Origin of the sequence: Sphingobacterium sp. R2 (assembly GCF_040760075.1) — a bacterium.
GTDB lineage: Bacteria > Bacteroidota > Bacteroidia > Sphingobacteriales > Sphingobacteriaceae > Sphingobacterium.
The window spans coordinates 4,385,153-4,398,257 of record NZ_CP142884.1; the positions used below are offsets into that span (position 1 = coordinate 4,385,153).

20 protein-coding genes are annotated in these 13,105 nt (G+C 37.8%); 15 read left to right on the top strand and 5 right to left on the bottom strand.

Annotation, left to right across the window (positions count from 1 at the left end):
• The first annotated feature begins 73 nt into the window (after positions 1–73).
• Positions 74–2,638 carry an AAA domain-containing protein gene (locus tag VXM68_RS18370; protein WP_367209620.1) on the top strand — a complete coding sequence of 855 codons (2,565 nt, stop codon included), beginning with the start codon at positions 74–76 and terminating at the stop codon, positions 2,636–2,638.
• 257 nt (positions 2,639–2,895) lie between these two features.
• Here the strand turns inward: VXM68_RS18370 and VXM68_RS18375 are convergent, their stop codons facing one another.
• The 3 genes from VXM68_RS18375 to VXM68_RS18385 form a co-directional block, all read right to left on the bottom strand.
• Positions 2,896–3,171: a hypothetical protein gene (locus VXM68_RS18375; RefSeq protein ID WP_367209621.1), complete on the bottom strand. Its 276-nt coding sequence runs from the start codon at positions 3,169–3,171 to the stop codon at positions 2,896–2,898.
• A gap of 170 nt (positions 3,172–3,341) precedes the next feature.
• Positions 3,342–3,809 carry a hypothetical protein gene (locus VXM68_RS18380; RefSeq protein ID WP_367209622.1) on the bottom strand — a complete coding sequence of 156 codons (468 nt, stop codon included), beginning with the start codon at positions 3,807–3,809 and terminating at the stop codon, positions 3,342–3,344.
• A gap of 93 nt (positions 3,810–3,902) precedes the next feature.
• Positions 3,903–4,139, bottom strand: a complete 237-nt coding sequence (locus tag VXM68_RS18385; protein ID WP_367209623.1) for a heavy metal-binding domain-containing protein — start codon at positions 4,137–4,139, stop codon at positions 3,903–3,905.
• Between the two features lie 38 nt (positions 4,140–4,177).
• Here VXM68_RS18385 and VXM68_RS18390 point away from each other — a divergent pair, with 38 nt between their 5' ends.
• The 3 genes from VXM68_RS18390 (at position 4,178) to VXM68_RS18400 (ending at position 5,248) form a co-directional block, all read left to right on the top strand.
• Positions 4,178–4,510, top strand: a complete 333-nt coding sequence (locus tag VXM68_RS18390) for an NINE protein (RefSeq protein WP_367211311.1) — start codon at positions 4,178–4,180, stop codon at positions 4,508–4,510.
• 104 nt (positions 4,511–4,614) lie between these two features.
• Complete coding sequence (locus tag VXM68_RS18395; RefSeq protein WP_367209624.1) at positions 4,615–4,857, top strand: hypothetical protein; 243 nt, start codon at positions 4,615–4,617, stop codon at positions 4,855–4,857.
• Positions 4,858–5,086: 229 nt separating this feature from the next.
• Positions 5,087–5,248: a hypothetical protein gene (locus VXM68_RS18400; protein WP_367209625.1), complete on the top strand. Its 162-nt coding sequence runs from the start codon at positions 5,087–5,089 to the stop codon at positions 5,246–5,248.
• A gap of 9 nt (positions 5,249–5,257) precedes the next feature.
• On the opposite strand, the gene VXM68_RS18405 is transcribed toward VXM68_RS18400, so the two are convergent.
• Complete coding sequence (locus VXM68_RS18405; protein WP_367209626.1) at positions 5,258–5,653, bottom strand: hypothetical protein; 396 nt, start codon at positions 5,651–5,653, stop codon at positions 5,258–5,260.
• Positions 5,654–5,711: 58 nt separating this feature from the next.
• Between VXM68_RS18405 and VXM68_RS18410 the strand changes: the two genes are divergently transcribed.
• The 3 genes from VXM68_RS18410 to VXM68_RS18420 are packed head-to-tail and all read left to right on the top strand — an operon-like array spanning position 5,712 to position 7,354.
• A complete protein-coding gene (locus VXM68_RS18410) occupies positions 5,712–6,188 on the top strand; it encodes an energy transducer TonB (RefSeq protein ID WP_367209627.1) in 477 nt (158 codons plus the stop codon).
• Positions 6,169–6,915, top strand: a complete 747-nt coding sequence (locus tag VXM68_RS18415; RefSeq protein ID WP_310080129.1) for a metallophosphoesterase — start codon at positions 6,169–6,171, stop codon at positions 6,913–6,915. Before VXM68_RS18410 ends, VXM68_RS18415 begins: the two co-directional genes overlap by 20 nt.
• Before the next feature lie 19 nt (positions 6,916–6,934).
• On the top strand, positions 6,935–7,354 hold the full coding sequence (locus VXM68_RS18420; RefSeq protein WP_293938222.1) for a hypothetical protein: 420 nt from the start codon (positions 6,935–6,937) through the stop codon (positions 7,352–7,354).
• Between the two features lie 37 nt (positions 7,355–7,391).
• Here the strand turns inward: VXM68_RS18420 and VXM68_RS18425 are convergent, their stop codons facing one another.
• Positions 7,392–7,697 carry an HAD domain-containing protein gene (locus VXM68_RS18425; RefSeq protein ID WP_367209628.1) on the bottom strand — a complete coding sequence of 102 codons (306 nt, stop codon included), beginning with the start codon at positions 7,695–7,697 and terminating at the stop codon, positions 7,392–7,394.
• A 125-nt stretch (positions 7,698–7,822) separates the two neighbouring features.
• Between VXM68_RS18425 and VXM68_RS18430 the strand changes: the two genes are divergently transcribed.
• The 8 genes from VXM68_RS18430 (at position 7,823) to VXM68_RS18465 (ending at position 13,095) form a co-directional block, all read left to right on the top strand.
• A complete protein-coding gene (locus tag VXM68_RS18430) occupies positions 7,823–8,410 on the top strand; it encodes a hypothetical protein (RefSeq protein WP_367209629.1) in 588 nt (195 codons plus the stop codon).
• The gene (locus tag VXM68_RS18435; protein ID WP_367209630.1) at positions 8,397–9,686 is read left to right on the top strand and encodes a LicD family protein; all 1,290 of its coding nucleotides are present in this window, start codon (positions 8,397–8,399) and stop codon (positions 9,684–9,686) included. Before VXM68_RS18430 ends, VXM68_RS18435 begins: the two co-directional genes overlap by 14 nt.
• Before the next feature lie 8 nt (positions 9,687–9,694).
• The gene (locus tag VXM68_RS18440) at positions 9,695–10,648 is read left to right on the top strand and encodes a hypothetical protein (RefSeq protein WP_367209631.1); all 954 of its coding nucleotides are present in this window, start codon (positions 9,695–9,697) and stop codon (positions 10,646–10,648) included.
• Between the two features lie 10 nt (positions 10,649–10,658).
• On the top strand, positions 10,659–11,072 hold the full coding sequence (locus tag VXM68_RS18445) for a hypothetical protein (protein WP_367209632.1): 414 nt from the start codon (positions 10,659–10,661) through the stop codon (positions 11,070–11,072).
• Between the two features lie 211 nt (positions 11,073–11,283).
• Positions 11,284–11,448 carry a hypothetical protein gene (locus tag VXM68_RS18450; RefSeq protein ID WP_367209633.1) on the top strand — a complete coding sequence of 55 codons (165 nt, stop codon included), beginning with the start codon at positions 11,284–11,286 and terminating at the stop codon, positions 11,446–11,448.
• Positions 11,449–11,484: 36 nt separating this feature from the next.
• Positions 11,485–11,844, top strand: coding sequence for a hypothetical protein (locus VXM68_RS18455; RefSeq protein ID WP_367209634.1), 360 nt, complete (start codon positions 11,485–11,487; stop codon positions 11,842–11,844).
• 252 nt (positions 11,845–12,096) lie between these two features.
• Positions 12,097–12,651, top strand: a complete 555-nt coding sequence (locus tag VXM68_RS18460; protein WP_367209635.1) for a hypothetical protein — start codon at positions 12,097–12,099, stop codon at positions 12,649–12,651.
• Positions 12,652–12,774: 123 nt separating this feature from the next.
• Positions 12,775–13,095, top strand: coding sequence for a hypothetical protein (locus tag VXM68_RS18465; RefSeq protein WP_367209636.1), 321 nt, complete (start codon positions 12,775–12,777; stop codon positions 13,093–13,095).
• Positions 13,096–13,105 lie beyond the last annotated feature (10 nt).

The window sequence follows — 13,105 nt, forward strand, 5'->3', positions numbered from 1 at the left end:
AATATCCGCCAAAAATGATTGCGGCAGTTCAGGGTAAATTTATAAATTAGACTTCAATATAAATTACTAACGAATGCACAATTCAAATATATTCTCACAGAAAGAAGCCATCTATATTGATGGAAAGGACAAGACCAGTGATATCCAGTCCTATTCTTTCGTAGGCGAGAAATGTATTGTGGCATTTAAAAGCAGCAATAAAAAATATACGTACAATAAAGATAAAGTTCAGATCATCAAATCTGCTTTGCAGAGCAAAAAAGCCCAGACAACTTTCAAGTATCTAAAAGCGATTGCAGATGCCGTTGGACTTAAATCCGATGAAGGAAAAAACATTCTATCGGATAGTTACGACAGAATATCATTTATCCCTGAATATGCCATCCTATCCTATTATCTGAATGAAACGCAGCCAGCGGATTGTTTCCCTTCTTCTCCTATTGAAATATTCCCCTTCGGTTTCAACCTCAGTCAGAAAGAGGCTGTAAATAATGCCTTTGCCAACCCACTGAGTATTATTGAGGGCCCTCCGGGCACAGGTAAAACACAGACGATCCTAAATATAATCGCCAACGCTATCATGCGTGGTCAAAGTGTAGCTGTAGTGTCAAGCAATAACTCGGCAACGAAAAATGTGTATGAAAAATTGCATAAGAATGGGCTCTCCTTTATCGCTGCTTTGCTGGGAAGCAACCAGAATAAAAGAGAATTTATAGAATCGCAATCGGACATTCCTGACCTATCCAAGTTTCAGTTAAATGACAAAGTGTTCACTCAACTGAAACAACAGAATAGTGAGCTCCTGTTACAGCTCACCGAAAAACTAGCACAGAAGAACGAGCTGGCCACGCTGAAACTCCTTGTTGAAAACATAAAAACGGAACAGCAGCATTTTCTGAATGCTGTGAAATCAATAGCAGACTTTAAACTGAATAGAAACCTTTCATCAGATCGGCTACTGGCACTCTGGAATTCCGTCTCCGATCAGGAACATACTGGCAAACAGTTTAACTGGTGGAAGAAACTAATCTATCGTTTCAGGTACCGCATCAAAGATAAGGGCTTTTATACCCTATCGCGTTGGGACATGATCAGGATTGCTCAATCGGCTTATTATCGAACCAAGATTGCTGAACTGGCATCTCGTATCGGATCATTGGAAAAGGATTTACACAATTTCTCCTTTGACGCAAAGATGCGTGAGTATACGGGAATCGCGATGCGGCTTTTTAAAAATGTACTTTACAACAGGTATCAGCATAAGGATCGTCCGATATATCAGGAAGCTGATCTGCGTGGTAAGTCCACAAGTTTCATCGAAGACTACCCTGTCATCATGAGCACTACATACTCGCTGCGCAGGTGCCTGGCTGAGCATACGACCTATGACTATGTGATCATTGATGAGTCTTCGCAGGTGGATCTGGCGACAGGTGCATTGGCCTTATCATGCGCCAAACGTGCCGTTATTGTCGGTGACCTCAAGCAGCTGCCGAATGTAGTAGATGCGACAATAGCCCAAAAGACAGATGCAATCTTCCATGCATTCAAGCTGTCTGAACCTTATCATTATGCAAAAAACAGTTTACTTGCATCCATCACACAGTTATTCCCTGATGTCCATAAAACACTGCTGAAAGAACATTACCGTTGCCATCCAAAGATCATTGAATTCTGTAACCGTAAATTCTACAATGAACAGCTCATTATCCTCTCTGAGCCAACATCAGAGCGCGAACCGCTACTGGTCTACCGGACAGTGGCGGGTAACCATGCGCGGGCACGGATGAATCAGCGGCAGATCGATGTTATCCTACAGGAGATCATTCCGCTGCAGCAGCTTGCTTCGGTTGACCTGGGTATAGTGACACCTTATCGTAATCAGACAAATGCCTTGCAGGGTACATTTGCGGGTACGGAGATTATAGCTGATACGGTTGATAAATTTCAGGGTCGGGAAAATGATGTGATTATTCTTTCAACGGTCGACAATGAAATCTCCGAGTTTACAGATAATCCTAACCGGCTAAATGTGGCCATCTCCCGCGCTAAAGATCAGCTGATCCTATTGGTACATGGCAACGATGCTGAAAATGAGAGCAATATTGCAGATCTGATTCGTTACATTGAATACAATAACTTCACGATCATCCAGAGTAAGCTGCATTCGATCTTTGATTACCTATACAAAGGCTATGAGGAAAAGCGACAGAGGATCTTGTCGCAGAAGCGTATCAAATCGGTATTTGATAGTGAAAATTTAATGTATACTCTGGTGCGTTCCGTAATATCTGATGACAGGTTTTCAAAATACGATGTGCTTCTCCATTTTCCATTGCGGAGCCTGATTGACGACTATTCACTCATGACGCCTGCAGAAGCAAAATATGCAGGTCATCACATGACGCACCTTGATTTTCTGATCTACAACAAACTTGGCAAGAATCCGGTTCTGGCGATCGAAGTGGATGGTTATGCTTATCACGCCGTCGAAGGAAAACAATCGGAACGCGACGCGATGAAAGATGCCATACTGGAAAAGTACGGTCTGCCCCTACTTCGTTTTTCGACCACGGGCAGCGGTGAACGGGAAAGGTTGGCAAGGAGATTGGGTGAATTGTCTGCGCTTAAGCAATAGATAAATTTCCCCCTATAATGGCTAGTAAACGAGTGATCATTTCACATAGATTATTATACCTTCCTCCAATACTTTAGGCAAATTTATTAAAACAATAGATTAACGTTATTAGAGACCTTGCACAGGTACTGCCTTAAAAGATTAAAATGGAAAGTATCTTATCTAACAAATAACAATCCTATCATATAGGATTGTCTTCAAAGTACTTCATCAATAATAAATTGATTTCTTGTAATCGTTCATGCAAATGAATTTTATTATGCATTAAATAGTCCCGAACCCTGTATAAATTGTCTTGATCCACAATTTTCATCAAGATCTACAAGTCGTTTAATCTCCGCCAGGCATTGGGCAATTTGTTTATCTATTTCGGAAATAAGCCCTTTGTTGCTTTTAATGATGAACGCTTGAACCTCATGAGAGCAGTCTCTGCTGTGTTTGATATGACCAAGAGCTGTTTTTGTTCTGCAATTGAGCATAATATTATTGCCAGTCTCACGAGTACTCCACATCATCCAAACCTGATCCGTCAACGTAAAATATTTTTTAATGCTTAAATCATCTATCGTTAAAAATCGGGTAACAGAAAACTTAATAGACAGCTAATTCTTCATTCTCAACACCAAGGAATAATTTTTTTTAAAACCAAACAGGATTCGCCCCTCCCAGACTCAAGGTTTTTTTATTCTTTTTATATCCTTTTTCATCGAATATCGTCCTTTATCCATTTTAATTCCCCGCATCTGATCATGGCTATATACTTTTGCACGTGATCATCGGTCAATAAGCAATTGTCATCAAGGTGGTAATTGAACTGCTTAGTAAAGCTATAATATTGAATACTTCCTACATAAGCATTATTGAGATAAATATGCCAAAGGCTGTATTCCTTGGCCCGAACTTCCACTACCTGCCGTTTTCCATGATGATAAATCAACTCAGGCACATCCGTATCAAAGCGAAGTATAAGCGCATCAATGCACGCTTCCTTGATGTCATCGGCAAGTACACCGTATGCCAATTGCCACACGCCCTGAAATTTCCTGAAAACATAAAAAGCAAGGCCATTTTTGTTGTAAAGATGATAATCTTTCATGCCCATGCTTTTATCATGCACGGTAATTTGAGCGTGCATTACCCGATTTCGGCAAAAGATCTCTAGTGGTTTCATTTTACAATATTACTAATAATATTAGTAATATTGTATATGGTAAAGATATTTAGGGTTCAAATTTTTTATATGCCATTGGATGGATGAAGCCTCTCATAGCGCGATAATAGCATCAGAACGAATTGCGTGGACATGTTGCTTGAGCGTTTCTATGAAACGATTGTACATTTCCTGCATCTTCTTCTCATAGCTGGTAGAGCGACCGCCAAAGAAATTGACATTGCTCGCGCCTATTTCGATAAAGACAGTGGCGCCGATGACAACATTGGTAGCTATTGGAATGTTGGAATTGGTATGCTGAATTGATAGGCTTACAGCTATTAACTTCAAGATTATTACACATTTAGTTTCCCTAAATCGAAAAGATAATACATTTTCATTTCCTTGGAGGATTTGGTGCACATAGATTTTACCTAGGGCAGACCGGATTATGCTTCCTTTATCTCCTTTTCTGCTGGACGCTTATACCCGCATTTATCGCTTTGATTGACTTTATCGTTTTTCTCTCCATGAATAAAGAGAGTTTTGATTTGAAATATAACCGTATATATTTTTCGCAGCCCATCGTTCATAATTATGTGCCCAACTCCCCCATTCCCCAAAAGGATGCTGCTACTGAAATAGAGCGATTACATGGATTGGTGGAAAAAAGAATACTTACACAAGCCGAATTTGAGGACGCAAAGCGGAAACTTTTATGATGAATAAAGTTGCGTGTTTTTAGCTTTCCGAGAAATTGTGTATTTTTGTACCAGTCCGGAGTAACAGGATTATCAAACCTATTTGGATAAATAACCAATTTTTTATGCATGAGGAGTATTATAGTTTTGAAAAAACGCCTGACATACACTATTACGAATTTTTCAGTATAGGCCCAAAAGGTAACATAAGAAAAGTAATTCAGTTTCAACAGATCAATATTGAGGAAAACGTATATAATCTTGGATTTGGAGATTTTGATCCTAGTACAAAAGAGATAAGTGATCTAACAACATCAAATAATTTAGATACAAAAAAGGTCCTTACTACTGTAGGTAGAGCTGTCTAAGACTTTATTCATAAACATCCTCAAGTCATCGTAATGGCAAAAGGTAGTACGGCATCCAGAACGAGATTGTATCAAATGGGAATAGCGGAATTCTGGGAAGATATTCAAGAAATATTTGAAGTGAGCCTATTATAAAGACAAGTGGGAATCCTTTGAGAGAGGTAAAAATTATGATGCGTTTTTTATATTTAAAAAATAATAACGAACTTTGTATCAGGAGGTTTAAAACATGAGCACAAATACGAATAAAAAAGATAAAAATAATCATGATATGACGGCTCAAGATCGCCAAATTATTTATAATACATCTTCATTTTTTAAGAAAAAAAACGAAGATGCTATTGATTTTCTGAAAAAACATCCTATACCTAAGGAGTATATCCGAAAATAGAATTTTGCGTTAAATTTGGTATATTTCCGAAATCACGCCACCTAATACCAATTTGACAAGAGTCCCATCTTCAACCAGTGTATGTAGTACCTCATGTAATTCCGATTCCTCTAATTTATCTATTCCATATACCTTGTTGGTCAAAATAAATTCGCTCATTTTCCATAAAGAAAATTTTATGGGATATTCATTGGTTGGCATAAAGTCAAATTCACATACTATACCGTCTTTCTCTAAACGGCAGCCCGCACCATGGAACTGGTAATTGAATCCACCAATTTGTCCCGAGCGATTTCGACTGCTCTTTTGTTCAAATTCATCCATATTTGGAGAGAACTGATATTTGAAATCGTTTATGAAAGTGACATAATCGTTCAATACTTTCCTTATAACTAGATTAATCATGTTGCATCAAGATACAAATTAGATATGTAAATTAGCTACTGAATTATATATTAATAAAATGGGGATTTTATCGGTTCGTAAGTTATCATTTACATGTATTTTATCAATAGGCCTTTTATCGCAGGCTTTCGGTCAGTCCCTTGTTTTGGATGACTCAATCGCGGATATTCCTCCTCACATGATTGAAATATTTCCTGAGCCACTTTATGGCACAAACGGATTTAAAAATTGGATTGTTAAAAATTATAAGATACCAACGGCAGCCAAGAAAGCAAAAGTAAATGGCAAACTGATGATCAATTTTACGATTGAGAAAGATGGACGGCTCAGTAATTTTCGGATAACCAAAGATATTGGTTATCAAACCGGTGAAGCATTAATAACATTGATTCGAAAATCAAGTCCATGGAAACCGGGATATCAAAATGGATGTGCGGTAAAATGCGGCTATACATATCCCCTGTCATTTAGTAATGGTGAAATAAAATTAGATAAGGATATACAAAAAGACAAAGATGAAAATCCATATTATTAGCGACCTGCATAGAGAATTTGGATACAACGATATCAATCTGAAATTAGCAGACGTACTTGTATTGGCTGGAGATACGGATCTAGGGGTAAAAGGGATCAGCTGGCTCAAATCACTTTCATTGGATATACCGATCATCTATGTGCTGGGAAATCATGAGTATTATAAGGGCGCATATCCGAAAACACTATATAAAATCAAAGACGCTGCAAGCAATTCAAACATCCATGTGCTGGAAAATGAATCTTTGGAGATCAACCTCGTTTGTTTCCATGGCTGCACACTCTGGACTGATTTTTCGTTAAAGGGCAATCCTGCTGCATATGGATCGCTATGTCAAAGCCGTATGAATGATTATAAGAAGATCAGATTAGGTGACAATTATGTAAAATTAAGAAGCATCGATACGTTTAGAATCCACCAAACTTCGAGACAATGGCTGATGGAAAGTCTTAGTGTCAGCGAAGCAAAACATAACATCGTAGTGACGCATCATGCTCCGAGCATGCGATCCTTACCAAAGAAGTATTTGGACGATCCGATCAGCGCCGCCTACGTCTCGGATATGGAAGCCTTTATCTTAAAGCATCAACCCTCCTATTGGATTCATGGTCATATACATACTCCCGTAAATTATAAAATCGGTAACACTGAAATTATATGCAATCCACACGGCTATATCAATGAACCGTATAATGGGTTTAATAAGAACCTTGTTATAGAGATATGAACAAAAAACAACAATGAGAATGGAACAAATCGACGTCCTATGGCAGGGAAAAGTTAATCAATTTCCATATCGGATATATAGATCCACAACGAAAAATGACGTTGAAACGATGAAGGATTTTGAGGAACTAGGTCTCATGACCCGTCATCATGATGGGTACATTCGTGAAATAGCAATAGCGAAACTAATGAATCTTTTTCCCTCGGAAAGCATTCCATATGTAGTGCAGCTATTAGGTGAGTATGTTATGGAAATCCATTTGACCATTATTGCATGCATTACCCCGCAGCAAAAGAGTTGGATCAAAGAATTCTTTACTGAAAACACATTATATGAAAGGGCGATCCGAAGTAGAATAATAAGCTATTGGAATTGTTACTACAGATTTGACTTTATCAAATTGAAAGATTATCCAGCTTTCCAGTTTTTCTCTGATTGACTTATAATCAATACGACAACTATTAATAGGAAATTACCTATTGAGTATAGTCTTCAATCTTTCGCGTATAGTGATCAATCAAATGTTGTTCAGTATTATCCAACAGTTGAAGTGAATCAATTCGAATATCCCTATCAAGAAATATCTTTTTCCATTTTGCTATTGTATATCTAGAACGGTGCGAGGTGGAGAGGATCACCTGATCTTCCTCTGCAATGAATATTGTATTAAATATCTCTACAGCAGCACTACTGAATACATAGAAGTCATCAGTTGCCTGCTCTACATGCCTATGTGGATTGGCATGTACCATGACACCGTCTATATCTAAAAAGAAAATCATGTTGCACGAAGCTAATGATTAATTTGGCACTTCCACTCCAACCGTTTACGATTTAATAATAAAAAATACTAGCCATAGATGGATAGTCCATCCTAATTTTGTAAATTCAACGCATAAGCCATAGCATGAAACAGTTCATAAAACTATTCCACATTTCTGCCCTTACTATCCTCATTACTGGTTGCAAGGATCCATCTCGCACAAAGACAATGGATTTTGGTCTATTTACACTTGAGGTTCCCTATAAATGGCAACAAGTCAAACAAAACGGAATCGACAGTTATGTCGGCGCAATTGCTGTAGACAACAACGATACGCTTTACTTCGATCTGGGGATGTATTCCAATAGTTTGACAGAGCATAACATAGAAGTCATTACCAGACAGATGATGGAGGAAAGTGCAACGGACTCTTCGGACTATATTATTGTAAAAGATATGCCGATATTGGATTTGGATCTCGATGCTGATCTTTACAGAAAACAAAATGTATCCTGGGATATTATCGATAACAGAAGAGCGAAAATCGTATTTCCGAGAATATCCGGAAAAGGAAACACCGGAGTGTACATCGGCAGCCTATGGGGAGACTCTTCAAAAGTCCGATTTAACCTTCATGGTTCAAACCTGAATGCGCAAACAGAACAGGATCTTCTTAAATCGATAAAGACATTGAGATTCCACAAACGTAATATGGATAATGAAGAGAATTGACGCTCCCCTATTTGTACATCTCAGTTTTATGGCTTTGACATTTTATGCACTATTAACAGACGGTGATTGTCTGAGGTATTTTACGAAGAATTTAAATTTCAATCTGATTATCTTTGGATTGCAGGTTGCAGCACTTATTTATGCAGGATACCTACAGGCGCAAAGAAATAGAAAGATTTTCTCCATATTCTGGCCAGCATTGGTTGGGTTGATAACACTTATATCGTGTGTACTCATCACGGGAAATTATCAGTTTAATACCAATATAAATATCACGATTTTATGGCTGATTCCTGAGGCTTATTACATAGCATATGATGTTTTAATAGCTCATCTCATCAAGGAAATGCCACTCCCATTGAATATAAATTGGCAATTTCAAGCGAAATGCATCTATATTATTCTCTCGGCCATGCCTATCGCATTCAGCAGGTTTGGGTTTTATTGGGGTACTTCGTCTTATATTATTTCAAGGAAGTCCATAAAGGAACTCATAGAGAACTGTTCGGAAATAAGATGGCCACTAGCAGAACAGCTCTTGGAGCTGGGAATTTCCCGTAAAATCAAGATGATTGCCGTTGATACGGACTGGACCATGTTCGCCGACCGCAAAGCCCCTTCTTATTTGGCAAGAAAAAAAAGTATGATCGAATACATTGAGTCGTACAGCGCATGGGAGAAGGACGAGATAAATGAAGTACGGGAAATATTATGCTACCTTTCGGAAACTGCCGCATCACTGGATGTGAAGATATTTCTGCATGCAGGAACGCTGCTCGGGTCGATCAGGCATAGCGGAAAAATTATGCCCTGGGACGATGATATCGATCTCATGGTAAGAAATGAAGATCTTACAATTTTGATCCCTGCTATACGGAAGGACAACATATATAATGTGACCGAATGGACATGGTCAAAAACAGGAAAAACATATTATAAGATCTGGAAAGAGGGCGGTTATAAAACAGAAGGCTATGAATACACTTTTCCGTTTGTCGACATCTGGTGGACTGAAGAAATCGGGAATAAAATCCATACCAATGACGGGTATGTTTTTGAGAAGAAGAGCTACTTTCCATTGCAGCCTATCGAATTCGAAAATGCCAAGTTCTATCATCCCGCCGTGGCAACAGATATACTGGACACGATGTATAAAGGCTGGAGAAATGAAATCAAGATATTTTCGTGGTCGCATAGATTTAAAAAGCACAACGTCAAACAGATCAGTGTTCCCATCACCACAGACAAGAAAGGAAGATTTACAAATTACAAATGAATGAAAATATGAAAAGAAAACCTATTTTAAATTTTTTTGACATTGCAAGCGACGTCGACCTACTACCCGAGAATGAGCTATTCAAATTAAAAGGTGGTGACAGTGATGTCGCATGGGAAACCGAAGGCCCCGAAATTGATGTATATCCCCCGGACGGCGGTGTTGACGATGACAATTGGGATGATGGCGGTGATGACGACCCGGAAGATCCATGGGATGATGAATGGGATGAAGACTGGGATGGTGATGATCACGGCGATGGCGGAACCGATAATAATGAGGAAGAACAACCGAAATGTACCTGTACAAAAGGAATTGTGGGACTTGGCTCTGGAGGGATTGTTGACTATTCTAATAATTTGGGTACTTTTAGAAGTGCAATAACTGCTGATCTAAATAACCCAAATACAAACCAGGCATTCAAAGACACGTTAAATGGACTGAATCAGATTTTTAACAGGATCGAGAGTTCTAATTTTAATCTGGTGATCAACTTTGGAGATGCCGATGGCAGCGCAGCCTATACATCCCTCAGCGGAAACAAAGATGTGAAAATTACAATGGATCAGTCCGAATTGGTTTATAAAAAGGATGAATATCTTGCCGGCACCGAAATCCTCCTTCATAAGAAGGGTGATTTAAACTATGCCGCTTTTAATGAAGTATTAGCTCATGAATTAAAGCATGTTGAACAGTTCTTGGATGGTAGGATCGGGTTTGACATGTTTGATAATGAGATAAAACTTAAATACGGTATCGAGGATGAAGTTGAAGCTTTCGCATTTGCAAATAATTATGCAACCTTTGGTAATCCACCTGTTGAAATAAATGAAACCTGGGTAAAAAACCATACTATCACAGTGACGGGCGCCGATGGTCAACCACAAACGATCAAACCATACGCAAACTTAGGCGATGGGAAAAACTGTCCGATCCATGGCGTATCCTCTAACCCCAATTAATTGATAACAAATGAAGAAAAACATTTTAACAATTTTGGGTATTTGTTTTTTAACATCTGCCTACAGTCAAAAAAAAGAAAAAGACTTATCGATACTACAGACTTTGGTCGAAAAAATACATTTGGATCTCCGTGATGTTGCAATGATGTCTGGTGTTCCAAGTAGGACATCCGCTACTTGGGCAAATTTGGTATATGTTCAACGGGGGGATTCCATAACAACTGTGCCGTTTGACAGTCTCACTTCTCCCAAATGGAATCGCTTTGAATATGATATAACGGTTGAATTCGACAGATTTACAGGGAATAGAACTCAAAATTTAAAGGGAGTAATTGTTCTAAAGCGTATTAGCCCTGAAAGAGAGGAAAAGCTCCGAAACTGGATGCTTAAAGAAAAGGAAAAGGAGAAAGCTTTGAAAAGATAAATCTTAAAGTCCAGTCGATATATACGGCTGGACTCATTATAGGGTTTATATTAATGGCTACTTACATAAATTGTGAATTGCTTTCATTCTTTGGTTTAATTGTATGTAAATCCCACAGATAGTAATTATTCATTTGTTTGGAGGGTGTAAATTAAACTGTGTCAGATAAAGAATTTTTATATTAGACTTGTGGACAGAAGAAATAGATGGCATGATCCATACAAATGATGGACACGTGTTTGAGAAAAAGACCTACTTCCCTTTACACCCCGTAAAGTTTGAAAATGCGTTGTTCTACCATCCCGCTGTGCCGTATGACATCTTAGATCTGAAATATAAAGCCTGGCGCGAAGAAATAAGGTTATTTTCTTGGTAGCATAAGTATAAGAAGCATAGTTTAAAACAGACTACCGTGGGAGCGGCATTAAAAGAAGTATATGATGTTGACTTCGGTAGTTATGGAACAGAATTTAACGATCCGTTATCATCAGAAGGTTATCCCATAAGGGCTGCCAACCTAAAAAATTATCTAGTTTCTGATTATAAATCGAAAGGTATGGAGAGCCAGATTAAAACCTATAATTCTACCAATGAATTTTTAGATTCGTCATCTGCAAAATTAAATGGTATTGTTTATATGCAGAGAGGTGGAGTAAATCATATAGACGTCTTCAAAGGTGATGAAGGTGAAAGTGTAGTTGGCTCTCTATGGCTATCTGGTAATGTAGATAAAGTAATTTTCATACCTATTGACAATTCAGCATGTAACTAAAATTCTCGATCATGAAATTAACTAAAATTTTCCTGGCAATATTTTTGGCGCTAACCTTTTCTATCAGTTTTGGGCAAAAAAAATAAATGTCAAAGCTTCAAGAGAATTCTGGTTTTCAAGCCGATTATCGGATAGCCTCTCACAAAAGATAATACCTGATCCAACTCAGGGTATTCCTATACAAGCATTTTTGCTTAAAAAAATAAACTTTATTATCAACCAACGATTGGTGACGATCTAGTTCCTGTTTCTTTGACAGCAATGATAGGCTCAGATAGATTTTCTTTAAATATAGGAGAAACAATGACCAGTCATATGTTTGATTATAATCCACAAGGCAAGGACTTTTTGTTAATAAAAAGGCCCAATGAGATGCTTTTACTTATTAATGATAAAAACAGTATGGTTTTAGATTCCATCTCATTTGTAAAACCTACTGCTTTCTTAACAAACAAAGATCTGTCAGAAATTTTCTTTGCTCATTTAATATGTGGAAATTATAAATTAGAGTCTTCAGGCGAAGATGTCTGGTTTGACTTAGAGGGAAATATGAAAGGAATAAATGGTTTCTCCAAATGGAATGTCACCAAAGCTAGCGGGAAAATAACACCGGTAATAAACAGTACACATACATTCGTTGTTTTAAAAACTTCTAATTTGAAGCAAAGGGAATCTTTTCTTGTAGTCTTTGATGAACTTATAAAGACAATGAACTTCTTTAAATATACGGTCCTTAACGATGGGACTTACAATCTCGATAAGAATCCCCAATACAAATTGAAAAAAAATAATTTGCAGTGTATTTAACTTGGTACTTTTAGAAGTGCAATAACTGCTGATTTAAATAACCCAAATACAAACCAAGCGTTCAAAGATAAATTAAATGGGCTGAATCAGATTTTTAACAGGATAGAGAGCTCCAACTTCAACTTGATCATTAGCTTTGGAAATGCAGATGGAAGAGCAGAATATACCTCCCTCAGCGAAAACAAGGATGTGAAAATTACATTGGAGCAGTCTGAATTAGTTTATAAGAAGGACGTATATCTTGACGGTACCCAAATCCTTCTACACCAAAAAGGTGATTTAAACTATGCCGCTTTTAATGAAGTATTAGCGCATGAATTAAAGCACGTTGAACAGTTCTTGGATGGCAGGAGCGGGTTCGACACGTTTAATAATGAGATAGAGCTCAAATACGGAATTGAGGATGAAGTCGAGGCTTTCGCATTTGCAAATACAAAAAATTGATTAAACTGAA

Bases quoted from the DNA above. Each gene is read 5' to 3' on its own strand.
- VXM68_RS18400 (WP_367209625.1), top strand. From the start codon at position 5,087: ATGAGCACAAATACGAATAAAAAAGATAAAAATAATCATGATATGACG.
- VXM68_RS18450 (WP_367209633.1), top strand. From the start codon at position 11,284: ATGATCCATACAAATGATGGACACGTGTTTGAGAAAAAGACCTACTTC.
- VXM68_RS18425 (WP_367209628.1), bottom strand. From the start codon at position 7,697: ATGATTTTCTTTTTAGATATAGACGGTGTCATGGTACATGCCAATCCA.
- VXM68_RS18445 (WP_367209632.1), top strand. From the start codon at position 10,659: ATGAAGAAAAACATTTTAACAATTTTGGGTATTTGTTTTTTAACATCT.
- VXM68_RS18410 (WP_367209627.1), top strand. From the start codon at position 5,712: ATGGGGATTTTATCGGTTCGTAAGTTATCATTTACATGTATTTTATCA.
- VXM68_RS18370 (WP_367209620.1), top strand. From the start codon at position 74: ATGCACAATTCAAATATATTCTCACAGAAAGAAGCCATCTATATTGAT.
- VXM68_RS18420 (WP_293938222.1), top strand. From the start codon at position 6,935: ATGGAACAAATCGACGTCCTATGGCAGGGAAAAGTTAATCAATTTCCA.
- VXM68_RS18380 (WP_367209622.1), bottom strand. From the start codon at position 3,809: ATGAAACCACTAGAGATCTTTTGCCGAAATCGGGTAATGCACGCTCAA.
- VXM68_RS18430 (WP_367209629.1), top strand. From the start codon at position 7,823: ATGAAACAGTTCATAAAACTATTCCACATTTCTGCCCTTACTATCCTC.
- VXM68_RS18440 (WP_367209631.1), top strand. From the start codon at position 9,695: ATGAAAAGAAAACCTATTTTAAATTTTTTTGACATTGCAAGCGACGTC.
- VXM68_RS18435 (WP_367209630.1), top strand. From the start codon at position 8,397: ATGAAGAGAATTGACGCTCCCCTATTTGTACATCTCAGTTTTATGGCT.
- VXM68_RS18395 (WP_367209624.1), top strand. From the start codon at position 4,615: ATGCATGAGGAGTATTATAGTTTTGAAAAAACGCCTGACATACACTAT.
- VXM68_RS18415 (WP_310080129.1), top strand. From the start codon at position 6,169: ATGAAAATCCATATTATTAGCGACCTGCATAGAGAATTTGGATACAAC.
- VXM68_RS18405 (WP_367209626.1), bottom strand. From the start codon at position 5,653: ATGATTAATCTAGTTATAAGGAAAGTATTGAACGATTATGTCACTTTC.